Origin of the sequence: Clostridium boliviensis (assembly GCF_033342255.1) — a bacterium.
Classification (GTDB): domain Bacteria; phylum Bacillota; class Clostridia; order Lachnospirales; family Lachnospiraceae; genus Lacrimispora; species Lacrimispora boliviensis.
Genome location: NZ_JAWONS010000030.1, coordinates 102,409 through 126,556 on the forward strand (window position 1 = coordinate 102,409; position 24,148 = coordinate 126,556).

Here is a 24,148-nt window from a genome sequence, read left to right on the forward strand (position 1 = left end):
TCCTAAATGGTTATCCCAAACGCTGCCTTACTATCTCATAAGCCAGCACTCCTGCAGCTACTGAGGCATTGAGAGAATCGATATTTCCCTTCATAGGAATAGAGGCGACCATATCGCAGGTTTCTTTTACAAGTCTTCCGACACCGCTTCCCTCACTGCCGATTACAAGACCAATCGGTCCCTTTAAATCCAGCCGGTACATGCTCTCTCCATCCATATCAGCACATACAAACCACATTCCCTTTTTCTTTAAATCTTCCATTACAGCAGTTAAATTCGTCACTTTAGCAACCGGTGTATAGTTAAGAGCGCCTGCAGAAGTCTTGGCCACTGTGGCTGTTAAACCTACTGCTCTTCTCTTCGGTATAATAACACCATGGGCGCCTGCTAAGTTGGCTGTACGGATAATCGCTCCCAGATTGTGGGGATCTTCAATTCCGTCAAGCAGAAATAAAAACGGCGGTTCTCCCTTTTCCTCAGCTGCCTTTAACAGATCTTCCACTTCTGCATATTCATATGCAGCGGCATGAGCGATCACACCCTGATGGCGGCCTTCCTCAGACATCTGGTCCAGACGTTCTCTCTCCACAAAGTTAACGATAGTATCTGACTTTTTGGCTTCCCGCAATATGGACCCAATGGGACCATCAGATACTCCTTTTAACACAAACAGCTTATCAATGGTCTTACCGGAACGGAATGCTTCAAGTACCGCATTCCTTCCTTCTATCGTAAATTCTTCTATCATTCTAGTTCTCCTATTCTGTTAAGCCCCCTGCTTACCACCCAAATCAAACGTTCCAGCCTTCCGCTTAAATAGAGATAACCGCATAATGCCTCAAAACCTGTTGCAGTTCTATAATCTGCCACTGTGGCATGCTTTGCTGTTGTAGCAGATTTGGCATTGCGTCCTCGTTTGTAAACGGCGATCTCCTCAGGAGTCAGCTCTTCCCCTTCAATCAGTCCACGGATAAGATCAGCCTGAGCCTTCGCATTCACAAGTCTGGCACTTTTTTTATGCATATTATTCACCTGTGTACTGCCATAGTTCATAATTTTCGTCCGGATTATGAGTTCATACACCGCATCTCCGATATAGGCCAGTGCAAGAGGGGAATAGCTGGTAATATCCACATCCTTTAACTGAAGCGTGTCTGCAAAAAAATCAGCAAATGCAGACAGTGAATTTATATTCTCTTCCATTTCACACCTTCCCTGGTGTCCTCCAGTACAATGCCCTGATTAAGGAGCTTACCCCTTATTTCATCAGCCAGTGCAAAGTCTTTGTCTTTTCTGGCCTGCTGTCTTGCTGCAATCATGGCTTCAATCTCTTCAGCAAGAATTACTTCTTCCTTTTCTGTGATAATGCCTAAAATGCAGCAAAGCTTTTCTATGGTATCCAGTAATAAGGAAATATATTCCAGGGAACTTTCCTCATCTGTAGTAGTATTGCTTAATTTTACCAGTTCAAAAATAGCAGAAATGGCATCTGCCGTATTAAAATCGTCATCCATTGCAGTTTCATATTTCTCTACAAGCGCATCGATCGGACTCCGGTCTTCCTTCTCAAGCAGACCTTCTGTCTTCCCTGCCTGTTTCAGGCCTTTTAACTTATCAACTGCGGTCAGAATACGCTCCAGTCCATTTTTCGATGATTCCATTAAATCCGCACTGAAATTTAACGGGCTTCTGTAATGGGCACTGAGCATAAAGAAACGAAGCACCTGAAGATCATATTTTTCACTGATGTCACGGACAGTAAAGAAGTTGCCCAGTGATTTCGACATCTTCTTATTGTCAATATTAAGAAATGCATTATGCATCCAGTATCTGGCAAACTCTTTTCCGTTTGCTGCCTCACTCTGGGCGATCTCATTCTCATGATGCGGAAAGATTAAATCCTCACCGCCTGCATGGATATCAATCTGGTCTCCTAAATATTTCTTAGACATAACCGAGCACTCGATATGCCAGCCAGGCCTTCCGTCACACCATGGGGACTCCCAGTAAGGCTCCCCTTCCTTTTTGGGTTTCCAGAGTACGAAATCAGAAGGATCTTCCTTTTCCTCTTCTCCGGTAACCTTCAGTTCACGAAATCCTGACTGTAAATCCTCCAGGTTTTTATGAGACAGCTTTCCATACTGGGAAAAGGACTTAGTCCGGAAATAAACGGTCCCATCGGCTGCAGGATATGCATGCCCGGATACAATTAAATCCTTTATCATGTCAAGCATGCCGCAGATTTCTTCTGTAGCAAGAGGATTCATAGTAGCCGGTTTCACATTCATGGCTTCCATATCCTTTTTGCACTCCTCAATATAACGTCTGGATATGGTGTCTGCATCAACGCCTTCTTCTATGGCCTTTTTGATGATCTTATCATCCACATCGGTAAAATTGGAAACAAAATTCACCTCATAATCTTTGTATTCAAAATATCTCCGTACAGTATCAAATACGATCATGGGACGCGCATTACCAATGTGTATCAGATTATAGACCGTAGGACCGCAGACATACATCTTAACCTTTCCGGCCTCTAATGGTATGAATTCTTCTTTTTGTCTGGATAATGTATTAAAAATCTTCATCTTGCTCCCTCCATTCTCCTGTTATTCATGTTTGCAGCAGCCTTTACAGCCCTGACAATCATTTTCCATCATTCTGTCATCATAACAGTAATCCCCAACAGAAGTTAAAAGAGCAACGGCCTGAGCGGAAATTCCTTCTCCTCTTCCTGTAAATCCAAGTCCTTCCTCTGTGGTTGCTTTCACACTCACCTTATCAGCAGGCAGACCAAGAGCAGCGGCGATATTCTCCGCCATCTGGGGTCTGTATGATAAAAGCTTTGGTTTCTGGGCAATAACTGTGGAATCAATGTTCTCCACTACATACCCTTTTTCTTCAAGCATACCAGCAACATGCTTTAACAGCTCTATGCTGGAAACATCTTTAAATCTGGGATCCGTATCCGGGAAATGTTCCCCGATATCGCCAAGCGCAGCAGCTCCCAATAAAGCATCTATAATTGCATGGGCAAGCACATCTGCATCGGAATGGCCCAAAAGCCCCTTCTCATAAGGAATCGTTACTCCTCCCAGGATTAAATCCCTGCCTTCTGCAAATTTATGAACATCATATCCCTGTCCAACTCTCATTATTTTTCCTTTCCTATATAAATAATCAGATCTTATACGATCATACGAAGTTTCTTACCAATACACCGAATCTCCACATCTCTCTGACAAAAGCAGCTTTCTCCATCTACATGAACTGCCATGGGACGGTCCATATGAATGCGAATCTCTTCGCAGTGATAAAACCTGATTCCTTTGTTTATAGATTTTCTTCCCATCAGGGAATTAAGCAGCACATGAACCAGCTTTCTCTTCTTCCGGTTATTCATCACACAAACCGACAGTCTGCCATCTTCAAAATCTGCATCCGGTGCAAATTTAAATCCGCCGCCTTCATATGGATGAATATGAGCGGAAATAAAATAAGCATGGTTAAATTCTATCTTCTGCACACCATTTATGAGTACATATCCCTTACATGGCTTAGCCGATATCAGCTGCCTGACACCTGCAAGCAGATAAGCCAGCTTCCCGATCCGAAGCCTGTGAAGCAGCCCTTTGGTTCTGGAATACAGCAGATTATGGCATACTGCCGCATCCATACCGATTCCGGCACTGACCATGAAACGGCGGTGGGAGATCTCACTGTCTCCATAGGATAATACACCATAGTCCATCAATTTATAATATTTGGGGTGCAGGATCTTGTTCAGACACCGGACCGGATTATGGGGAAGTTTTAAGCTTCTTGCCAGATCATTGCCCGATCCTGCTGGAATATACCCAAGTGTAACACAGCTGCACATGGAAAATCCGTCAAGGACCTCATTCACTGTCCCATCTCCTCCAACTGCAATAATCACATTGGATTCCTTACAGCCGTCTGTTATTTTTTTTGCAAATATCTTTGCGTCTCCCGGTTGTTCCGTTACATATGCCTGATATTCCACGCCAGAATCTTTTAAAGTCCGTTCCAGTTTTTCCCAGATAATTTTACCCCGTCCACAACAGGAGTTTGGGTTAACAATAAAATAGTACATGGAATCCCTCCGCTTTTTGCTATTAGTAAGTATAACATAAAACAACAGAAATGAATATAAAAAAAAAGGAAAATGGTCCGTGGTTCCTGCCGAAATAGATCGAATCGTGTATTTTATAACTTTTGTTATACTAATATTAATTTTTCATTGCGTTTCTTCCACACTTTTTATATAATATTCTTAGATTTGTCAGTCAGGTCTAAGACCTACTACAAGTAAATATAATTAACGGGGGTATTTTACATGAGAAAAGTACAATTATTTCTCGTTGCTGCGCTATTAGCCGCAGCATTCAGCATGACTGCGTATGCAGCCGACTGGAAAAGTAACGACCAGGGATGGTGGTATCAGAATGATGACGGTACCTATCCTGCAAACAAGCTGGAAAAAGCTGGTGAATACTGGTACTATTTCAACGAATCCGGATACGCCCAAACAGGCTGGGTACAGCTTGATACCGGCTGGTATGAGTTAAATGACTACGGAATCTGTCAAAATCCCATCGATCCAGCTACCCAGAATCCGGCTGGCGCTCCTTACGGCGGCTGGATTAAATATGTTGACTGGTTTGGAAGCAAAGAAGAGCTTGGCGCAGTATATCACAACAACTTTTACTGGATCAAATTTTATGATGTAGAAAAAACAGATATTACCAATGCATATCAAGACGATTTTAACCAGGTTTAAAAGCCTGGTACGATTGGCCAGTGTCACTGATGCTGGTCAGTTTTTTTAATCTGTACAATTCCTGCAAACAAAAAAACACATCAGATCTGACTTAAATATCAGACTTTCATGTGTTTTTAAAGTAGCGGAAGGGAGATTCGAACTCTCGACACCACGGGTATGAACCGTGTGCTCTGGCCAACTGAGCTATTCCGCCATATTCAATTCTTCGATAAGCTTATGCTTACCAGTGGGACCTACAGGGCTCGAACCTGTGACCCTCTGCTTGTAAGGCAGATGCTCTCCCAGCTGAGCTAAGATCCCAGTGCTTGTCAGGGGCTTTTATTCTCTCTCGTTCCCGACTGCCTCATTAGTATAATATGAATTGTATCAATTGTCAACACTTTTTTGTCAATTATTTTCTTTTTTTACCAGGTCCTGTAAAACCCTGATTCCTGCGTGGTTTTCGCCTCTTATCCCTCTGTTCGGAACAAGTCAAAAATATCTTTATAGTAATTTTTATAGATACTTCCCTTTCTCCAGATAAAAGAAAAATCATGAGACAAATCAAAATCTTCCAGTTGTATTTTTCTTAAAATTCCTTCCTCCAATTCCCGTTTCACAGCAGTCTCATACAAAAAGGTAATTCCCTGCCCTTTTGCAGTCATCTGCTTTATGGCACCGATGTTGTTGACCTCCACCCGGCTGGTAAAATCCTGGAGAAGCAGATTTTTCCCCTCCAGATACCGTTCTAATACATAACGGGTGCCTGAACCGGATTCTCTGATAAATATACGCTCAGCCAAAAGATCCTCCATCTTTTTAACTTCCCTATGAAACTCGTAATCCACCGCACACACAGCTGCAAATGGCTGGGAATCATAAACCAGAAAATCATACTCTCTCTTTTGAAAGAAGCCTTCCACAAGAGCAAATTCAATTTCACCTTCATTCAGCCTCTGCAATAGCTCCTTCGTATCCGCCACAATCATGTGAACCGCTGATTCGGGATATATCTCTAAAAATTTTATCAGCGCATTGGGCATCTTATATTCACCGATGGTCATCGTCGCTCCGAATACCAGCTGTCTGCTCCTCTCCGATTGCTGTTTCATCACCTTTTTCAAATGAAGTTCATCATCTTTCATGGTAATGGCTGCCGACAGAAGCATTTTCCCGCTGTCTGTAAGGCTGATCTTCTTTCCGCTGAACTCAAACAGGCGGACCTTGTACTCTTCCTCCAGATGTCTGATGTGATGGGATACTGCAGGCTGGGTAATATTCAGTTCTCCTGCAGCTTTTGTAAAATTCATATGTTTGCAGACAACAAGAAACGTATCCATACGAAAATCCAGCATCTTGTATCCTCCTTGGTAGTATTAGTCAAATCATAACATATCTTTATCATTTAATAAATATTTATAATTTTATTTTATCGCACATCTCCTTTATAATTGCTTCAGATTGAAAAGGAGGAATTCACTAATGAAAAAATATGTTCCAGGCCTTCTTATGTGCCTGATAATTGCAATCCCCGCATGGTTTCTTGGAAAACTGGTTCCTATTGTGGGAGGGCCGGTTTTTGCCATACTTCTTGGTATGGGAGCCGCACCATTTATCACCGGAAAGGAACAGTTCCGGCCAGGTGTCACCTTTACTTCCAAAAAAATTCTTCAGTATGCTGTGATTTTACTGGGCTTTGGCATGAATTTATCCACTGTACTGCAAAAAGGCAGACAATCCCTGCCCATTATCGCCTCCACTATTACCGTCTCCCTTGTGATCGCCTATGTGCTGTTTCACAAATTAAAGGTTCCTGAAAAAAGTGCCATCTTAATCGGAATCGGATCTTCCATCTGCGGCGGCTCCGCAATTGCAGCTGCAGCGCCTGTCATTGATGCCGACGATCACGAGATAGCTCAGGCAATTTCCGTTATTTTCTTATTTAACATTGCCGCTGCCCTTTTATTTCCGGCTCTTGGCAGCGCACTTGGTCTTAGTAATGAAGGTTTCGGTATGTTTGCAGGAACTGCCATTAATGATACTTCTTCTGTTACAGCCGCCGCATCTGCCTGGGATGGAATCTACAAAAGCAATACTCTGGAGGCTGCAACCATCGTAAAACTGACACGTACACTTGCCATTATACCCATAACTCTGTTTCTGGCCTTTCACAGGACCAGAAAAGAACAAAATGGTTCTGGGCAAAAAGCAGGGCTTGCTAAGATATTTCCATTTTTCGTGCTGTATTTTCTACTGGCCTCCATTGTTACCACTATCTTCTCCCTTCCTCATTCCATTACAGACCAGATCAGGGAATTAAGCAAATTTTTTATTATACTCGCCATGGCTGCCATCGGAACCAATACAAATCTGCCCCATCTTCTGAAAACGGGGAAAAAACCAATTATCCTTGGTTTTTGCTGCTGGGCAGGAATTTCAGCCGTCAGCCTTACCCTGCAAAAGGTACTTGGAATCTGGTAATTTCGTATAAATTCATAAAGGCTGTGATGGGAGCAGAAAAGCCACCCAGTCACAGCCTGTTTATTATTTTACATAAACGGATTTACTATTATTTTTATTCTCCCGGACCTCTAGCTGTGAAATACTGTGTACAAACTTGGAAAATGTAGAATAGCCGTAATCCTTAACCTTAAAATCTGTAAATTTTCGATGCATGCCGTTGCCAAGAGCAGCCAGCTCCATGCCATTCTTTCCGCTTCCTTTTACCAGTTTCACTGCGTAATCGTCCAGTTCCTGTTTTCTGGTCCGGTTGTCCTTGATCCGCACAGTAACTACATTGCTTGTCTTTCTCAGTTCGAAACTTTCCATCTCCTCCAGAAATTTAGATAAAGAACTGTATCCATAATTTCTTACGTCAAAATCTGAATATTTCTTAACAAGCCGGTTCCCGATTTCTCCCAGACCGGTTGCTTTGTTCTTATCCTCATTTTCCAGAATAATCGAAGCAATATCCTGCTCAATCACCTCTTTGCCGATAGCTCCGCCTCCGGTTCCCTCTTCATCCTGGTCCAGTAAAATCTCTAAATTGGTAAAAACAGTGCAGGCAGCACGAAACGATTTGGGAGTCTTTTCCTCTCCCATTCCAATGACCTCCTTACCGGACTCCCGTAAACGGCTTGCAAGACGGGTAAAATCACTGTCACTGGATACAATACAGAATCCATCTACGTTATCGGTATATAGTAAATCCATGGCATCGATAATCATAGCGGAATCGGTTGCATTCTTTCCTACTGTATTGGAAAACTGCTGAATCGGTGTAATAGAATTCTCAAGCAGTTCCATCTTCCATTTGCCCATCTGGGCGCTTGTCCAGTCACCGTAAATTCTTTTGTAGGTAATTACTCCATATCGGGTCATCTCATCCAGTATACACGTAATGTACTTTGCGGATATATTATCCGAATCAATCAATACTGCAAATTTTTTATCACTCAATCCTCTGCTCTCCCGTCATATTGTTTTACATTTTCTGTCAATTCATTGACTTTGTATCTATTATATTTCATTTTTCCATTTATTACAATAACATCGCATTGGGTTAACTGGGATAATTTTTGCAGCGTATTTATTTGTATTTGTATCATAATAAAAAAGAGTTAATGATTCATCAACAGAAGGGAGTGTTAAAATGAATTCAGTAGCTGTAAACGGATGTGAAACTGCAACACCCAGTCAAACTGTAGTATTAGCCATTGCGACCATTCCCATGCAGCCTTGGGAACAGCCTTTTGATCCAAAGACAGCCTTAAAACACGGAACAATATTTCCCAGCCTGGACTTGCCATTTTATGTAACAGGAGGGGAACAGCCATGATCGATCAAAAAAGTCTCCTCAACCAAATAACAGAAATCAGTTTTACCGTAAATGATTTAAATCTTTATCTGGACACCCATCCTCTGGATGAAAATGCGCTGAATGCATTTAAGGATGCAATGACACAGAGGAAACAGCTATTGCAGACCTATGCAGATAATTTTGAGCCACTTACCATGAATTGTATCTGCCCTGATTCCAACAACAAAACAAAAACCCTGACTAAATATCCGGACCAGAGGCATTTTACCTGGTGCGACGGTCCTCTTCCATGGGAAGGAGGTGCATTCTGATGTGGACTTATGAAAAAAGGCTTCAATTTCCAGTTAATATTAAAAATGTCTGTCCAAAAACTGCTTCTCTGATTATCAGTCAGTTTGGCGGTCCGGATGGAGAAATGGCAGCTTCCATGCGTTATCTTTCCCAAAGGTATTCCATGCCATGCAAGGAAGTGGGAGGACTTTTAACCGATATTGGTACGGAAGAACTTGGGCATTTGGAAATGGTTTGTTCCATTATCTATCAGCTGACGAAAAATCTGACGGCAGAGCAGGCTAAAACTGCAGGTTTTGATGTTTATTATGTGGATCATACCACAGCACTCTGGCCAACAGCTGCTGCAGGAGTTCCTTTTAATGCCTGTGAATTCCAGTCAAAAGGCGATGCCATCACCGATCTGGTAGAAGATCTGGCAGCAGAACAGAAAGCAAGAACCACCTATGATAATCTAATCCGTATCATTCCAGACCCTGATATACGGGAACCACTAAAATTTTTGCGGGCAAGGGAAGTGGTTCACTTCCAGAGATTCGGTGAAGCACTGGAAAAAATAAAGACTACGCTGAATCCTAAGAACTTCTATTATTACAATCCGGAATTTGACAAGCAGTTTGTAAAAAAAGAAATGTAAGCTTATATATAAAAATCACCTTTCGAAACAGACGAAAGGTGATTTTTATTATCTTGCTTTTTTATCAGGTACATAAGCACAATGATTCATGGAATAAACGCCCTGCTTCATAATTTCTGCACATTTTACCCAGCCGAGCCAATAGTTTTTTATAATTCGTTTCATATTAAACACTTCCTTATTATATACTTCACAGCTATTTTATCATTATGCGAAATATTCAACAAGGTACTGCTGGTATTTTCTCCTTATTGCAACAAATATGAAGCGTTTTTTCTCTTTTTTATTCATAACTGCACAAACAGTTTCTCTATCTTTTTTTAAACTTTCCACATCTAATCAGTCTTTCAGGCAATTTCGGCAGTTTTCCATCTGTTTCAATAATTGCTCCTGCCTTACAAACCTTCATACAGGCTCTGCACCTGGTACATTCGGAGGTGTCTATCATATGTATATACCCTGACTTACCTTCGATGCAGTCTGCAACACACTGATCCATACATTCCATGCAGCCTGTGCAGACAGCCGGATCGATGAAAAGCGCAGTCGATACAAAGCAAACTCCTGCAGGGCATTTTTTTCTTTTATTATGAGCGCTGAATTCATCGGAAAACTGTTCAATAACTCCCAAGGCAAGTTCCGCTGCATTCTGTCCCAGAGAACAAAGGCAGCCATATTTCATCGCCAGACCAATTTCCTTAATCAGCTCCGGGTATTCGGTTCTTCCCTTCCCTTCGGCAGTATCTTTAAACATGGCTTGCAGCTGCAGCAGTCCTTCCCTGCAGAACACACATTTCCCACAGCTTCTTTCCCTGTTTTTCAAAAGGTCTTTTTGAGCCAGCTGAACCATGCATTCATTTCCCGCAAGAATCCTCAGCACTCCATTGTATGCTTCTGTTTCCTTAAGCGTCTTATTCCATTCGCCGTTGCTATAGACATGATTTCCAGCAAGGACACCTTTACCCACGTCAGGATCGGTTAAATCTCCAATGAGGGTATCAGGGGCTGCTTTCTTTAATGGTCCGCCATTTACAGAGATGTAAATACCCTCCTCGTAGGTACCGTCCAGACAGTCAGCAAGCGCAAGCATGGTAACCAGATGACAGATAACAGAATCCTCATGTTCTCTTACATCGATCAAACCGGTTCTCAATTCAATTCCGGCTGCATTCAAACTTTTTTCAATCCATTCCTTCTCTTTGAGCGCATATTCAGGAATATAAAGAAGTTTTTTCCCTGCCCCAAGAACCAGAGCAGCCGCTTCCATTCCGATTATCAGCCGTCTTAAGCCCTCCTCTGTATCAATAAGCTGAAGCAGCACGCCGAATTGATCACTGTTTCGCAGACCCACTGCCAGACATTGGGTTTGTGCCTCTGCCAAACGTTCTGAAAGGGAAATGCCATTTGTACCATAATCCTTTAAATTGAAATCAGAAAGTACCTTTATCACTTCTTCTCGACGGCTGCTCATACGTTCTCCGCCTCCTGTCCGGAATAATCTCCCCAAAGCCTGGGCTGTGCAATCTGCAGACGCAAATCGCACTGCAGACAGCGGCCGTTTTCACACGATACCCGCTCCCTGTAAGCAAATCCAGGGCATGGTCCGAGATAAGGAGATGCCAGATCTTCTGGTGCCAGTTTTTCCGAGATATCACCATCTCCTCCAAGGTAACGGTCTATTTCTTTAGCTGCTTCCCTTCCGGATGCAATGGCTGCAATCACTGATTTTGTCCCATATACCACATCACCCGCGGCAAAGATGCCATCTGTGGAAGTCTTAAGGGAATGCTCTTTTACCTGTATACAGTTTCCTCTTCCCAGCTGCACACCTGACGCTTCATCAAGATCAGGTCTCTGCCCCACAGCAAATATCACTGTGTCAGCTTCCAGATGCAGCTTTGTTCCTTCCTCTTTTTCGATCACAGCCCTCCTGTGCTCATCAAAGGTAAAGGATTTCACCTTCATGAAATCAACTCCTGAAACCTTGTTTGTTCCTGTGATCCGCTCAAAGGTGCGGGAAGGATAGATTTCAATCCCTTCCTCCTGGGCCTGAAGAATTTCCTCTTCATCCGCCGGCATATCCTCTCTGGCTTCCAGACAGGCAAGATAAACCTGTTCTGCCCCCAGGCGTCTTGCTGTTCTGGCACAGTCAAATGCTACGTTTCCGCCGCCCAGAACAATCACCCGGCTGCCGGTATCAACCGGATTACCCAGATTTACCTGTCTGAGAAAATCAGTATTTAAAACTACACCCGGAAGATGATCCCCTTCCATTGAAAGACGGATTCCCTTATGGCTTCCCACCGCCATCAGCACAGCATCATATTCTTTTAACAGCAGTGACGAATTTTCTACTTTTACAGATGTTTCAATTCTGACATCAGCTTCTGTAATCAAGGACATTTCTTTTCTTATAACCTCTCTGGGCAGCCGATAAGAAGGAATCCCATAATTCATCATACCTCCAATCTGTGGAAGTGCCTCCTTAACTGTGATCTCATGCCCCTGTTTGCGCAGATAATATGCAGCAGTCAGACCTGCAGGACCGGCACCTACAATACATACCTTTTTTCCGCTGTCTTTTAGCTGCTTACCTTTTCCTCTCCAAAAGCTTCCTGTATCATGCTCTGCAGCAACCCGTTTTATATTTCGGATGGAAACAGATTCATTGATCTCTCCCCGTTTGCATTCCAGTTCACAGGCATGGCTGCAGATGTGTCCAAGAATCTCTGGAAATGGAGCCTTCTCCCTGACTACGGCAGCCGCTTCATCATACCGCCCTTCCTCTGCAAACCGGATATATCTTGGAATATCAATGTGAGCAGGGCAGCCATAACGGCACGGAACAACTCTGTCTGGTTTTGTTCTTTGCTCCTGTCCCTCTTTCCACTTATCACGAATTGCACCGGTCGGACACACCTCCGCACAGGCACCGCAGAAGCGGCAGTCCGCATCAGCCAGAAGTTTTCCGTGAATTGTGCCTACATAAGTTTCCAGCCCCTTTTTCTGATAGTCCAAAACGTGGACTCCCCGCAGCTCCTGACAGGCTCTGACACAGCGGCCGCATAAAACACATCGGTTCATGTCATGGATCAGAAGTGGATTTTCATCCTCTGTCTTAAATCCTTTCATGCGCATTTTCAGCCTGCCTGTTTTGGGACCAATGTACTGGATCAAAGTCTGAAGTTCACAATTGCCGTACTTGGGACAGGTGGAACAATCCTCCGGATGACCGGTTAAGATCAGCTCCAGAGAAAGCATACGAAGTCTGGCAATTTCCTCACTGTCAGTCCGGATATTCATTCCATCCTTTACTTTTAAATTACAGGAAGTGACCGGTGTATCCCCTCCATCTACCTCTACCAGACACATCCGACAGGAGCCAAGCGGCTTTAAATCCGGATGATGGCACAGATGGGGGATATATATCCCCGCATCAAGAGCGCAGTCAAGCACATTTCTGCCATCTGTTACTTCCATTTTTTTACCGTCTATCGTTATGACTGCCATGAATCATTCCTCCCTGTTCCTCGTTGTTAATCTTCTTTCTGTTTTGCCATATTCCGCTCGTAAATTGCTTTTCTGATCTCCTCCATCTTGCTGTCAGTGAGATTGTACATTGCAAGAGGAATAATTGCCAGAAGGAAAAATACCATCGGTACTAAATTAGCGGCAATGTTAATTCCCGTCTGTACTTCAGCAGTTGGATCTTTCCCTGCCTGATAACCAAACCAGCCAATAATAGCAATTCCAAGAGCGCTTCCGATTGCAGATGCCACTTTGGTTCCAAGACCATTCATGGCAAATGCCGTTCCGTCACTTCTTACCTGATTTCTGATATCATATTCGTCTATGGAGTCAATAATCATTGCACTGCCGCAAGGTCCTGCTATGTAGCCCAAACCGTATATAATGTGGCACAGGAAAAGGTAGGGAATGTTTTTATAGGGACCAAAGAACATCATTGCCATTGCGAAAGCCTGAAGCAGCATAGAGACAATGGCAGTATTACGTTTTCCGATTTTCTCCATCACCTTCGGAGAAAGCGGCATAATAATTGTGCCTACGATCATCTGCATCATCATAAATAAAGTAATAAACCGGAAATCCTGCACACAGTAAATATAGAAATACACAGCTACACCGATACGCCCAAACATTCCAGCCATGGAAACGATGGTATATACTATGGTAAGCATTAAGTTCCTGTTTTTAAGAATTGCCTTCACCGTCTCCTTTACCGGCACCTGGTCTTCCTTACGGATGGTTATCTTTTCTTTACAGAAATACGTTACGAACCAAAAAATCGGAAGTGATATAATCGCATATAATGTCGCTGTTTTTTGATATCCTGCTGCCTGTACGCCGCCGCCCAAAAATTTCACAAGAGGCAATGTACAGAGGTTTAAAATAATCATACCAGTAGTCATCCCCACCATCTGAGCAGCGTAAAGACGGTTTATACTTTTCGGCTCATTGGTCATTACAGCCGGCAATGCAGTGTATGGGACATTTACTACGGTATAACTCATTCCAAGACCAATATAAGTAATATAAGCATAAATCAGTTTGCCCTTATCCCCAAATCCCGGAACCGTAAATGTAAGTATTGTAAAAATCAGCAGCAGTGGAGAACCTAACGCAATATATGGCCGAAATCTGCCCCATCTGGTTCTGCTTCGCTCCATAATTGCTCCCATCATGGGATCATTGACTCCATCCCAGATTTTGGCCACCAGCATAAGAATTGCAACCGCCCCTGTTGCCAAACCAAATACATCTGTATAAAACAAAATCAGATATGAGCTGACCATCGTCCATGATAACTGTGATGCAAAATTTCCCAGACCGTAAACCCCTATTTGAACCGGTCTTATTTCATTTTTATTTGTCCCCATTTTGTCCCTCTCTTATTTCGTCACTGATTGATGAATTGGTCAAATTTTTCATATTTCTCCAGCATCTTCGGCAGTGTATCTTTATGCTCCTGAAGTTTTGGAACACATATTTTAATCATTCCCTGTATTTCATGGTAATGTTCATATAATCCGTTAATGGTCCATCTGGCCCGGTTTATCTGCTCCTCGCTGAATTTTACTTCTATTTTATTATCCTTCAGTTCCAGATCTCCGCTGATTCCGCAAACCGGACATTCCACTTTTGCAGACCGGGATGGAGAAATACTTAACTGATTGCAGTGGCAGACCGGACAGATTCCCTCTTCGCCAACCCATTCTACCTCGTCATACGGTTTTCCCACAGACTGGGCAATGGCTCTGCCCAGATTCCCGCACTGCTCCATCAGATGGCTGTCTAGCACTGGGTTCGCCCTTCTTCCCTGATCATAAGCATCTATCTGTCCTACAACCTTCATATGGCAGGAAAAACCAAACAGGTTCAGCATGGGAAGACCCATGGATACCCAGTTCTGCGTAGAAGCTCCTCCCACCGAAATATACCCCACATAACGGTCTTTAAAATATCTGGCATCCAGAAGTTCCTCTCCTGTTTTCCCAGCTTCCACTCTCTTTTTCTGTTCTTCCAAAAAAGCCGCTCTGTCGTGGGCAGGACAAAACCGGTCCACAAAATTCTTAAACTGACCGACAATTCCTACGGCATATACCGGCGCTGCAATGATAATTCCGTCTGCGTTTAAGACTGCTTCTTCCAGCTTTTCATAGTCATCCTTTAAAATGCACGCTACTTTACCTCCCCGGTCTCTCACCGTGCTGCAGGCTCCGCAGGCTTTGCAATGCCCGATCTCCATATTGATTGTGTTTATAAATTCCACCTCTGCCCCAGCGGCCTTTGCCTGATAAAGCGCTTCCTTCACCATGATATCTCCGCATTTCATTTTGCGACCGAATGATATACCCAATACTTTCATTTTCTTCCTCCTGATTTGTCTTATACTTCTTCCACGTATTCTGCTGCGCTCATACCCGCAATTCTTCCGGTGTTTACCGCGTAACCCATGGAATTTCCTGGAAGCAGGAACATATAACTGTCATTGTAAATGTTGCAGGAATCTGCTCCGGCTGCATACAGTCCGGGCACCGGCTCAAATTCTTCATCTACAGCCTGGCAGTTTTCGTTGATTTTGATTCCGCCAACTGTACCATATCCGCCAACCCTTACTTTTGCGCAGTAAAAGGGAGCCTTGTAAACCGGGCGCATATACCTTCTGTCCTTAAAAAACTCTGCATCTGCACTGTCACAGTAATCATTGTAATCTTCCACAGTAATCACCAGGTTTTCTGCGTTTATTCCGGCTTTTTCAGCCAGTTCTTCGATCGTATCCGCCACATACAGATCTACATTGCCATTTTCCTCAGCCATCTTAATGCCATCGTAGAAATCCGATACGTCCGGATTGGTTCTCACAAGGCTTACATGATCCACACCATTCCGTATGTAATGCTTTACAATTGAGGAATCCACTATACTGAAACACAATTTGTCTTTCTGATGAGATACTACATTAGAAAGAAATGTGGAATTCTGCATCTGTTCTTCATTCATAACCCGTTTTCCCTGCCTGTTTACAAGAAGATTGGGCTGACCAAATACATTGGAGACACCCTGGGTCAAATCTTCCATACCCTCGATGCTTGCTGCCATCTCAATGCGAACCTGAGTTTTCCCTGCTCCCGCTTCCCATGCCATTTTCATGCCATCTCCAGTCAGTCCGGGTATTGCAAAGCTGTATAGGTTTTCCCCATGATCCAGTCCGGTTTCCGCTTTAATCATCTCTTTATTGGCTCCGGCACCACCGGTACAGATAATTGCCGCCTTGCAGCTGATTTCAATTTCCTCTCCGTCAGGTCCAGATGCAAGAACTCCGGCAACTGCTCCGTTTTCCTTTATAATTTCCTTTGCAGGCGTCTCTAAGAGGAATGTTACTCCCAGCTCCTTTGCTCTCTCATACAAAGCCTTATTCATAAAAGAAGCTGCTCTTGGTCCAATCCCATGATCCGTCTTTACAATATGCCAGGTTGCCTCTGATTTGGGGAAATAGCGGAATGCCCCCTCAAATTCCACTCCCATGTCCTCCAGCCATTCAATGGTTTCTGCCGACTGTTCAAAATAACGTTTCACCAATCTGGCATCCACGTTATAATGGGTGTACTCCATAAACATGTTAAATGCTTTTTCCACAGTAATGTCAATCATCTGCTGTCTCTGATATTTGGTTCCGATTCCTAACGGTCCCATCCCCATATTTGCAGCCCCGCCCACAGTGGAAGTTTTTTCCAGAACAATGACTTCTGCCCCGTTTTCTGCCGCCTGTACTGCCGCAGAAAGCCCTGACGGTCCGGCCGCAATCACAACGATCTGTGTCTCGTATTTTTTCACCTTATCACCTCTGATTATTATTTTTAAAGCGGACTGCCTCTCCAGTCCTGGCTGATTGACGGACTGCATCCATTACGTCTAAAACAACACGCACTTCTTCCGGCTTCACTGCCAGTTCTTCTTCGCCATGAAGCACTTTTAAAAATTGTACCATATAATCCCGATGCTCTGCACTGGTTACCGGCAATTCTTCTTCAATCAAAAGCCCCGGCGCAGGCGGTCCAAAACTTCTGGTGGGTCCGGCTGCAGTCATGGTGATCTTTCCAGGAACATTTTCCAGCAGATGAGTAGTTTTTACAATCTTACCTTCTCCGCCGAATCCATCAATCATTGCACTTCCGCCTGTTCCTCCAATGAACCATGCGCGTTTTGGTGTGAGATAATAAGTTCCCAGTTCAATATCAGCAGTCATATTATTTTTAAATCTAATCAGTATATGGAAATAATCATCCACATCCCGGTTGATTACATTTCTTACATCTGCAAAGACGGAATCAATTTCAGAATCCACCATAAAAAGAATCTGGTCAATTAAATGAACACCCCAGTCATACAGCATACCGCCGCCCATCTCAGGGTAGACATGCCAGTCATGCATATTTCCGTTGATTCCATAAAGCTGTGATTTGATTACATACATATCACCCACCAGCCGCCTGTCATAGACTTCCTTCATAATTCTGAAGTCCTTATCCCAGCGTCTCTGCTGATGAACAGTGAATATCACATGATTTTCCTTTGCCACCGCTGTCATACGGTCAAATTCCCCAACCGACATGGCTGCCGGTTTCTCACAAATGATATGTACACCGGCCTTTGCACTTTTTTCCACCATTTCCAGATGACTGGGATTGGGGGTTGCAATAATAATCAAATCCAGTTCTTCATTCATAAGCATTTCATCAATAGATCCGTATGTGTGCACCCCTTCCGGCACATCCTTTAACTGCTGGAGATTGGTATCAGCTGCTGCCGCAAATATGATCTCGTCAAATGTGCCAAGCATTTCTCCGTGGCAGTGACCCATAAATCCATATCCGACGATTCCGGTTTTTATCTTTTTCATACGTTTACCTGCTCTTCAATCGCTCTCCTTAACGCTTCCTGGTGGCGGCGGACCTGCTCCACACTATCCACATCAAAGGTATCATTAAGGGCAGTGTTTCCCTCATACTCAGAACTTAAATATCCGTGATACCCGGCCTCTTTATAGGCTTTTACTACCTCTCCAATGGGAATTGATGTCTCCCTGTAACTCTCATCGGTGTTGTAAAATTTTGCATGGGTATGATAAATATATTTAATATTATCAATAATGTCCTGTGGATCACACCAGGAGTAGGCAAATGTGGAAGCTGCATACCTTAGTGCTGCTTCATCGCCTCCAAGTTTTTTCACCTTTTCCATTAATTCCGGCTCCCCGTTTGCAATCCGGTATTCTTTATTGGCCTTCCCAAGGTTTAAATCATACTTAATCTTAACAAATCCTTTTTCCACTCTTTGGGCAAATGCATCATCTACCGCTTTTATTACATCCTCACTGACTCCCTTTCTGCGAGCCTGATCCTTAAGGACATCAGGCACTGCCTTACAGAAGATTCCAAAGTCAGGCATGAACCCGAAATTTTTTGTTCCTGTTCTTAAAATCATCTCCATATAGCCATCTGCCCAGCCGGAATTTAAGGAAAATGGAGAATGTACCTCCAGGCAGATTTTGATATCCTGGTCACTGGCACAGGCGAGGCTTCCTTCAATGACCTCCATCGGCGTTGAAACCAGTGTCCTTAAGGTTTTAAAGCCCAGTTCATGAGCCAGTTTTATATCCCGTTCCATCATCTGAATCTGCTCTCTTAAGGTACAGCGGCGGTTTTTATATATGTGGTTCTCTAAAAACGCATCATAGCAGGTAGGTTCCACCTGATACTTCTCCATCCAGCCAAACCATTTTTCTTTAAATTCCGGCGTAATCACTGGAAATTCATCAATCATCTGCTCCGGCAGTAATTCAATACCTGTTGCCCCTGTTTTAGATACTTCTCTGATGCAGTCCTCCAGATTCATTTTTCCCAAGTAATATTCTTCCTGATAGCTGTACAGGGAAACACTCCTTTTCATATCAAAGCTCATCTTTTCCCTCCCTGATCTCAAAATCGCATTCGCCGGAATTAACCAGAATCATGGGCATATACGACGGTGCAATCGTCTGCGTGGAACAAATATGGTGTTTGCCGGGAGCCAGCCCGCCCTCTTTTAATACGGTAACTGTGGCAAACTGACCGAATTTCCAGCGGTAAGTAATTACAGTTTCCATCTCATCTAAAGTGAAGGTGTCCCCCTCCAGTGTGAATCGGATATCCTTTCTGTCATAATCCACCCCGTCTACATTGACGGCAATGTCACGGATAATGGAAAGAGTCACGCCCCGGTAATACTGAATCCGACAGTCAAACTGAAAGCCTGTAACCATATCGCCTGACCGGACATTTAAAAAACGGTCCGGATGAAACATATGTCTTGGATACATCGTAAAACTCCTTTCTGCATTTTATAAAATTACTTCTTTTCCCGTTTCTGCCGAATGATAAATTGCCTCCAGAATCCGGGTCACTGCAAATGCCTGGTCCGGTTTTACTAACGGTTCCTTATCTTCCAGAATTGCAGTCATCCACTGCGCCTGCTCACGAACTCCTTCTGCAGAAGCTCCGCCTGAAAAGAAATCCACAACGCCTGCTGGTGAAATAGTCTTTTCCATCAGCTGATCGTGCTCAACCAAGTTATAGATCAGCTCATCTTTTGGATAACTTCCTCCATGATGAATTTCAGCACCTGCCTTCGTTCCGCATAAGGTAGTGGAGGCTTCCATGGATTTTAAGACATTTAATGCCCAGGAGGCTTCCAGATAAATAACAGCTCCATTTTCCATCTTCACCAGGCCAAACGCAGAGTCCTCCACCTCAAAGGTCTCGGGATCCCATGGACCAAATACATTGCCTGCCGGTCCGTCCTGCTGCCGTCCCAGCTTATAAAATACCTGACCGGAGACAGATACCGGTTTATAGTTATCCATCATCCACAGGGTAATGTCCAGTGCATGGGTTCCGATATCAATTAATGGTCCGCCGCCCTGCAGGGATTTATCAGGAAATACGCCCCAGGTAGGAACTGCCCTTCTTCTGAGTGCATGTGCCTTTGCAAAATAGATCTCTCCCAGCTCACCGTCCTGGCAGGAGGCCTTAAGAGCAGTGGTATCATCCCGGAAACGATTCTGATAGCCAATGGTGAATTTCTTTCCGGAACGCTTCCATGCATCCATCATTTTCTGCGCATCAGCCGTGGTATGAGCCATTGGCTTTTCACACATAACGTGCTTACCTGCTTCAAAACTGGCGACAGTGATGGGACAGTGAGCCACATTGGGCGTGCAGACATGAACCACATCGATATCATCTGCCAGCTCATCTAACATTTTCTGATAATCTGCATATACCTTTGCATCTGGTGTCCCGTATTCTTTTGCCGCTTTCACAGCCCGTTCCTCTATAATGTCACAGAAAGCCACCATCTTAGCCTTGTCAGCATTGGCTTTTAAGGACGGCATATGCTTCTGATTGGCAATTCCGCCGCACCCAACAATCGCAACTCTTACTTTTTCACCCATTTTTCTTTTCTCCTTCTCGTTTTAAATGACAAACTGTTTTAAATAACGCTTGCTTAAGATCAGCGATGCTTCTATTCTTTCTTTTGAATCTTCAAAGGCCTTATCCTCTATTTCAATACAGGAACAACCCTCATACCGGATATCCGTAAGAGCCGATACATAGGCTCCCCAGTCCACATCTCCCAGTCCAGGAAGCTTTGGTGACATAAACTCAAGGGGATATGCCATGATGCCGCACTGGTTTAAACGGTCCCTGTACAATTTAATATCTTTATAATGAACATGGAAAATTTTATCCTGAAACTCATAAATCGGCTTTATGTAGTCAATCATCTGCCAGACAAAATGAGAAGGATCATAATTAATTCCCAGATTCTTGCTAGGAAGTATTTCAAACACCCGTTTCCAGATATCCGGTGTTGTCATTAAATTCTGCCCTCCGGGCCACTGGTCTTCCGAAAACAGCATGGGACAGTTCTCAATGGCTACCTTTACATTCTGCTCTTCTGCCAATTGCAGGAGGGGAGTCCACACCTCCTTTGCCATGATTAAATTCTCTTCAACTGTCTTTTTCTGATCTCTTCCGATAAAGGTAGTCACCATTCCGATACCAAGAACACTGCTGGCCTGGATCACTGCTTTTAAATGTTCGATTACTTCTTCCCGCTTTTTTAAATCTTCATCCAGAGCATTGGGATAATATGCCAGGGAAGAAATCTCCACCTTCCTGGTTTTGCTGTACTCCAGAATGTGTTCTTTATATTCTGGTTCCAAAAGAACACGTTTCGCATCGATATGGCTGACCCCCGCATATCTGCGTTCTGCCTTCCCTGATGGCCAGCATGCAGCTTCCACACACTCAAATCCATGTTCTGCAGCGAAATCCATCATTTCTTCATAGGAATACGCTTCCAGTATGGCGCTGACAAATCCTAATTTCATAGATACCTCCTCCGTTCCATTCATTTACTGTTACCATTATAAGTTTTTGACTTTTATTTATCTTCATTGCAATTAACCTCTTTTAGACGCAATCATTCCTTTTTATAAAGCAGCAAAAAAGAGAGGACAAAAATTCCACCATGATTTTTGTCCTCTCTTTATTAAACTAGTACTGATATTTAATTTCCAGCAGCCTGATTTCGTGAGGCATTAAAACAGCCTCCAGTTCCAGGACCCCGCCTTTTACTGTAACCCGCTGCATTTCCATATGGGGATTGCCCAACTGCTTCATATACATCATTTCTTCTCCGGAAAGGCTTTTCTGATACCCCATTTCTTTCCACAAATCCTGCACACTTCCGTTGTTCTGATTTATATAGTGGGATTTAACCAGATATTGCCCATCCTCTGCCCCATCAATCCGAAATTGCAGCCGTAGAGATAAGTTGTCCTCATAATAGCTCTCCATCTGTTCAAGCTCCAGCTTATCCTCCTCTTTTGTTGCATACTGATAGGTTAATTTTTTATAGTTATGGCAGACAATCCCATAGTTTCCCCTGCCGTTTGCAGTTACCATGGCATGGGAATTTCTTCCAAGAAGGTGCGGCTGCATCCGGCTTAAAAAACGGAAGGCATAAAATGCAGGCTTACAGATTCCTTCTTTTGTAAGAAGTCCGCTATCCCCGTTAAGAACCGCTTCCGTATCATAATGTTCGGAAATTAAATCCGTGCCATGCCAGCATGCCAGCAGATCGATCTTTCCTTCTGCATCAATGCAGCTTTTCAACAGATAGGCCGCTTTCCAGCAGCTGTCATTGAGCACATTCCGGTTTGATATGGTAAAACTCCACTCGCTGACAAAAACCTGCCTGACATCAAATCCCAGCTGATATAGTGTCTGTTTTAACACATCCAGTTGATTTAAAGTGTACTGGCTGTCTAAGGATTTCTTTCCGTAGAGAATTCCCTCCTGGGGGATCATCACATAGCCATAGCTGTAAACTGAGAGGAAATCCGGCCAGATGGCACGCTTTTTCCAGATGGAGAATACTTCTTCATACAGATGGCTTTCGTAGCCCAGCACGATTCCTGCACCCCCAACCTTTATCTTTTTTGAGATCCGTTTCAACACAGAATACCCCGCATCAAATATAGGAAAGTACCAGCCATCCTCTGATTCAATTTTCAGCCGGTTGTCATGCCATAGTTCAAAATACCAGGTTTCCACTGTTTCCAGTCCATACCGGTTCACCATATGAGCTGCCAACTCACCAAGAACGTGCTCGTACTCCCCCAGACTGTGAAATAAAATCTCGCTTTCCTGATTAATAAGAAATTCATCGGCTGCTTTAATCACAATTTTAGGTTTAAATCCCAGTTCTATAAAGGGACTGATTCCGTTCTCTGTCAAAAAATCAATAATACGGTCCAGTTTATTATAATTTAAATAACCCTGGGCATTCTGATAGATGATCAGTGAGACTATATTCCAGATCCGCACCTGGGAAAACCCCAGTTCTTCCTTTAATATCTTAATATGCTCCTGAACGTCGGAACGAAGCAAAAGGGCGGCCTCTCCGATATTAATGACTTGAGACCATGTTCTTTTTAAGGGTTCCCATTTATCTCCATGAACGGTAAACAATTCTGTCTGCTTTCCATGGGATACCTCTGGAGCTTCCCTGGTTTTTTCCAGAAATTTCTTTATATCCTTAATCTCCATTTCACTTAAGCTTCCAGTTCTGCCTTCCTTCGGTGCGCTTTTTCCGGAATATTTACGGCGGTACTCGGATGGGGTGAGTTCAAAGCAATCTTTAAATGCTTTATTAAAAGATGCTGTCGCCGGAAAACCGTTATCAATTGCAATTCTTGTCACTTTTTTATCCGTATAGAGCAGTTCATCGAGTGCATGGAACAAACGGACATTATTTAAATAGTCCATAAAGCTTAAACCAAACTGTTTTCTGATATATTTTGATAAGTATGCAGGTGTTAAATACAGTTTTTTTGCCAGTTCATTTAAACTTAACTGCTTCTGGTAATTTGCCTGGATGTAATTTTGTATCTCAAATACTCTTGTATCATTGGTAAATCCAAGCTTCTGAACCCGGATATCATCTGTCTTAATCATAAAATGGCTGACTAAAAGATAGATTACTTCATAGAAAAGGCTGCGAAGGCGGAATTGTTCCTCCTGTTCATCTTCAAAATAAAGAGTGAGGATGCGGTCAAATATCAACCTCAGAGAATGATATGCTTCATCCTTATCTGAAACTGTATTGCACCAGAATAAAAGCTGGTTTGTCCCTAAATACTCTGTCATCATAGAATAATCAATGACGAATCTGGCAAACAGCGTTGTAACTTCCAGATTTTTTATGGAATGGCGCTTATTTGCATTCACCAGGATATAATCACCCTTTTTCAACATATAAGATTCCTCATTAATCAGAATCTGTGCCGTTCCCCTCAGCAGATATAAAATCTCAACTTCCTGATGTACATGGGTTTCTCTGTCACTGTTCAGCGCAAAGCTGAACTCCATTATCTCACGCATTTGTTTCCCCAGCCTCTCCTAATATGTCTGTCTGTCAGACAAAATTCTAACATCCTTCCATGATTGTGTAAATGGTATTCAGGCAAAAGCAGAGTAAGATC

The 24,148-nt window shown here is 43.3% G+C and carries 23 protein-coding genes and 2 tRNA genes; 5 read left to right on the forward strand and 20 right to left on the reverse strand.

The window, feature by feature from the left end; translation table 11 throughout:
* Positions 1-10: 10 nt before the first annotated feature.
* Genes rlmB through RZO55_RS01945 form a run of 5 tightly spaced genes read right to left on the reverse strand, consistent with a single transcriptional unit; the run spans position 11 to position 4,117 of the window.
* Complete coding sequence (gene rlmB / locus RZO55_RS01925) at positions 11-748, reverse strand: 23S rRNA (guanosine(2251)-2'-O)-methyltransferase RlmB (RefSeq protein WP_318062613.1); 738 nt, start codon at positions 746-748, stop codon at positions 11-13.
* Complete coding sequence (locus RZO55_RS01930) at positions 745-1,203, reverse strand: Mini-ribonuclease 3 (protein ID WP_318062614.1); 459 nt, start codon at positions 1,201-1,203, stop codon at positions 745-747. Before RZO55_RS01930 ends, rlmB begins: the two co-directional genes overlap by 4 nt.
* Positions 1,188-2,591, reverse strand: a complete 1,404-nt coding sequence (cysS, locus tag RZO55_RS01935; protein ID WP_318062615.1) for a cysteine--tRNA ligase — start codon at positions 2,589-2,591, stop codon at positions 1,188-1,190. The genes RZO55_RS01930 and cysS overlap by 16 nt, the downstream gene beginning before the upstream one ends.
* Before the next feature lie 21 nt (positions 2,592-2,612).
* Positions 2,613-3,158 carry a 2-C-methyl-D-erythritol 2,4-cyclodiphosphate synthase gene (gene ispF / locus RZO55_RS01940; RefSeq protein ID WP_318062617.1) on the reverse strand — a complete coding sequence of 182 codons (546 nt, stop codon included), beginning with the start codon at positions 3,156-3,158 and terminating at the stop codon, positions 2,613-2,615.
* A 32-nt stretch (positions 3,159-3,190) separates the two neighbouring features.
* Positions 3,191-4,117, reverse strand: a complete 927-nt coding sequence (locus RZO55_RS01945) for a diacylglycerol/lipid kinase family protein (RefSeq protein ID WP_318062618.1) — start codon at positions 4,115-4,117, stop codon at positions 3,191-3,193.
* 243 nt (positions 4,118-4,360) lie between these two features.
* On the opposite strand from RZO55_RS01945, the gene RZO55_RS01950 reads away from it, so the two are divergent.
* Positions 4,361-4,804 (forward strand): hypothetical protein, encoded by a 444-nt coding sequence (locus tag RZO55_RS01950; protein ID WP_318062619.1) that lies wholly within the window; start codon positions 4,361-4,363, stop codon positions 4,802-4,804.
* A 122-nt stretch (positions 4,805-4,926) separates the two neighbouring features.
* Here RZO55_RS01950 and RZO55_RS01955 read toward each other — a convergent pair.
* From RZO55_RS01955 to RZO55_RS01965, 3 genes are all read right to left on the reverse strand, one after another.
* A tRNA-Met gene (locus tag RZO55_RS01955) sits at positions 4,927-5,000 on the reverse strand.
* A 34-nt stretch (positions 5,001-5,034) separates the two neighbouring features.
* A tRNA-Val gene (locus tag RZO55_RS01960) sits at positions 5,035-5,107 on the reverse strand.
* Positions 5,108-5,256: 149 nt separating this feature from the next.
* Complete coding sequence (locus RZO55_RS01965) at positions 5,257-6,141, reverse strand: LysR family transcriptional regulator (RefSeq protein ID WP_318062620.1); 885 nt, start codon at positions 6,139-6,141, stop codon at positions 5,257-5,259.
* Between the two features lie 127 nt (positions 6,142-6,268).
* On the opposite strand from RZO55_RS01965, the gene RZO55_RS01970 reads away from it, so the two are divergent.
* Positions 6,269-7,267 (forward strand): YeiH family protein, encoded by a 999-nt coding sequence (locus RZO55_RS01970; protein ID WP_318062621.1) that lies wholly within the window; start codon positions 6,269-6,271, stop codon positions 7,265-7,267.
* A 63-nt stretch (positions 7,268-7,330) separates the two neighbouring features.
* Here RZO55_RS01970 and RZO55_RS01975 read toward each other — a convergent pair whose 3' ends face one another.
* Entirely contained in the window at positions 7,331-8,245 is a 915-nt protein-coding gene (locus RZO55_RS01975) for an NYN domain-containing protein (protein ID WP_318062622.1), read from the reverse strand.
* 193 nt (positions 8,246-8,438) lie between these two features.
* Between RZO55_RS01975 and RZO55_RS01980 the strand changes: the two genes are divergently transcribed.
* Genes RZO55_RS01980 through RZO55_RS01990 form a run of 3 tightly spaced genes read left to right on the forward strand, consistent with a single transcriptional unit; the run spans position 8,439 to position 9,534 of the window.
* Positions 8,439-8,624 carry a spore coat associated protein CotJA gene (locus RZO55_RS01980; RefSeq protein ID WP_318062623.1) on the forward strand — a complete coding sequence of 62 codons (186 nt, stop codon included), beginning with the start codon at positions 8,439-8,441 and terminating at the stop codon, positions 8,622-8,624.
* A complete protein-coding gene (locus RZO55_RS01985; RefSeq protein ID WP_318062624.1) occupies positions 8,621-8,917 on the forward strand; it encodes a spore coat protein CotJB in 297 nt (98 codons plus the stop codon). Before RZO55_RS01980 ends, RZO55_RS01985 begins: the two co-directional genes overlap by 4 nt.
* Positions 8,917-9,534 (forward strand): manganese catalase family protein, encoded by a 618-nt coding sequence (locus tag RZO55_RS01990; protein ID WP_318062625.1) that lies wholly within the window; start codon positions 8,917-8,919, stop codon positions 9,532-9,534. The genes RZO55_RS01985 and RZO55_RS01990 overlap by 1 nt, the downstream gene beginning before the upstream one ends.
* A 310-nt stretch (positions 9,535-9,844) precedes the next feature.
* On the opposite strand, the gene RZO55_RS01995 is transcribed toward RZO55_RS01990, so the two are convergent.
* The 11 genes from RZO55_RS01995 to RZO55_RS02045 all read right to left on the reverse strand — a co-directional run bounded on the left by RZO55_RS01995 (position 9,845) and on the right by RZO55_RS02045 (position 24,047).
* Positions 9,845-11,005, reverse strand: coding sequence for an NADH-ubiquinone oxidoreductase-F iron-sulfur binding region domain-containing protein (locus tag RZO55_RS01995; protein ID WP_318062626.1), 1,161 nt, complete (start codon positions 11,003-11,005; stop codon positions 9,845-9,847).
* Positions 11,002-13,044, reverse strand: coding sequence for an FAD-dependent oxidoreductase (locus tag RZO55_RS02000; RefSeq protein ID WP_318062627.1), 2,043 nt, complete (start codon positions 13,042-13,044; stop codon positions 11,002-11,004). Before RZO55_RS02000 ends, RZO55_RS01995 begins: the two co-directional genes overlap by 4 nt.
* A 26-nt stretch (positions 13,045-13,070) precedes the next feature.
* Entirely contained in the window at positions 13,071-14,432 is a 1,362-nt protein-coding gene (locus RZO55_RS02005; RefSeq protein ID WP_318062628.1) for an MFS transporter, read from the reverse strand.
* A 20-nt stretch (positions 14,433-14,452) separates the two neighbouring features.
* Complete coding sequence (locus tag RZO55_RS02010) at positions 14,453-15,421, reverse strand: flavodoxin family protein (protein WP_318062629.1); 969 nt, start codon at positions 15,419-15,421, stop codon at positions 14,453-14,455.
* Positions 15,422-15,441: 20 nt separating this feature from the next.
* Positions 15,442-16,959, reverse strand: coding sequence for an FAD-dependent oxidoreductase (locus tag RZO55_RS02015; protein WP_336624243.1), 1,518 nt, complete (start codon positions 16,957-16,959; stop codon positions 15,442-15,444).
* On the reverse strand, positions 16,895-17,956 hold the full coding sequence (locus tag RZO55_RS02020; protein ID WP_318062630.1) for a Gfo/Idh/MocA family protein: 1,062 nt from the start codon (positions 17,954-17,956) through the stop codon (positions 16,895-16,897). The genes RZO55_RS02015 and RZO55_RS02020 overlap by 65 nt, the downstream gene beginning before the upstream one ends.
* On the reverse strand, positions 17,953-19,017 hold the full coding sequence (locus RZO55_RS02025; RefSeq protein ID WP_318062631.1) for a sugar phosphate isomerase/epimerase family protein: 1,065 nt from the start codon (positions 19,015-19,017) through the stop codon (positions 17,953-17,955). The genes RZO55_RS02020 and RZO55_RS02025 overlap by 4 nt, the downstream gene beginning before the upstream one ends.
* Positions 19,007-19,414, reverse strand: coding sequence for a C-glycoside deglycosidase beta subunit domain-containing protein (locus RZO55_RS02030; RefSeq protein ID WP_318062632.1), 408 nt, complete (start codon positions 19,412-19,414; stop codon positions 19,007-19,009). Before RZO55_RS02030 ends, RZO55_RS02025 begins: the two co-directional genes overlap by 11 nt.
* Before the next feature lie 21 nt (positions 19,415-19,435).
* The gene (locus RZO55_RS02035) at positions 19,436-20,548 is read right to left on the reverse strand and encodes a Gfo/Idh/MocA family protein (protein WP_318062633.1); all 1,113 of its coding nucleotides are present in this window, start codon (positions 20,546-20,548) and stop codon (positions 19,436-19,438) included.
* A 21-nt stretch (positions 20,549-20,569) separates the two neighbouring features.
* Positions 20,570-21,490 (reverse strand): sugar phosphate isomerase/epimerase family protein, encoded by a 921-nt coding sequence (locus tag RZO55_RS02040; RefSeq protein ID WP_318062634.1) that lies wholly within the window; start codon positions 21,488-21,490, stop codon positions 20,570-20,572.
* A 166-nt stretch (positions 21,491-21,656) separates the two neighbouring features.
* The gene (locus RZO55_RS02045) at positions 21,657-24,047 is read right to left on the reverse strand and encodes a GH39 family glycosyl hydrolase (RefSeq protein WP_318062635.1); all 2,391 of its coding nucleotides are present in this window, start codon (positions 24,045-24,047) and stop codon (positions 21,657-21,659) included.
* Between the last annotated feature and the right edge of the window lie 101 nt (positions 24,048-24,148).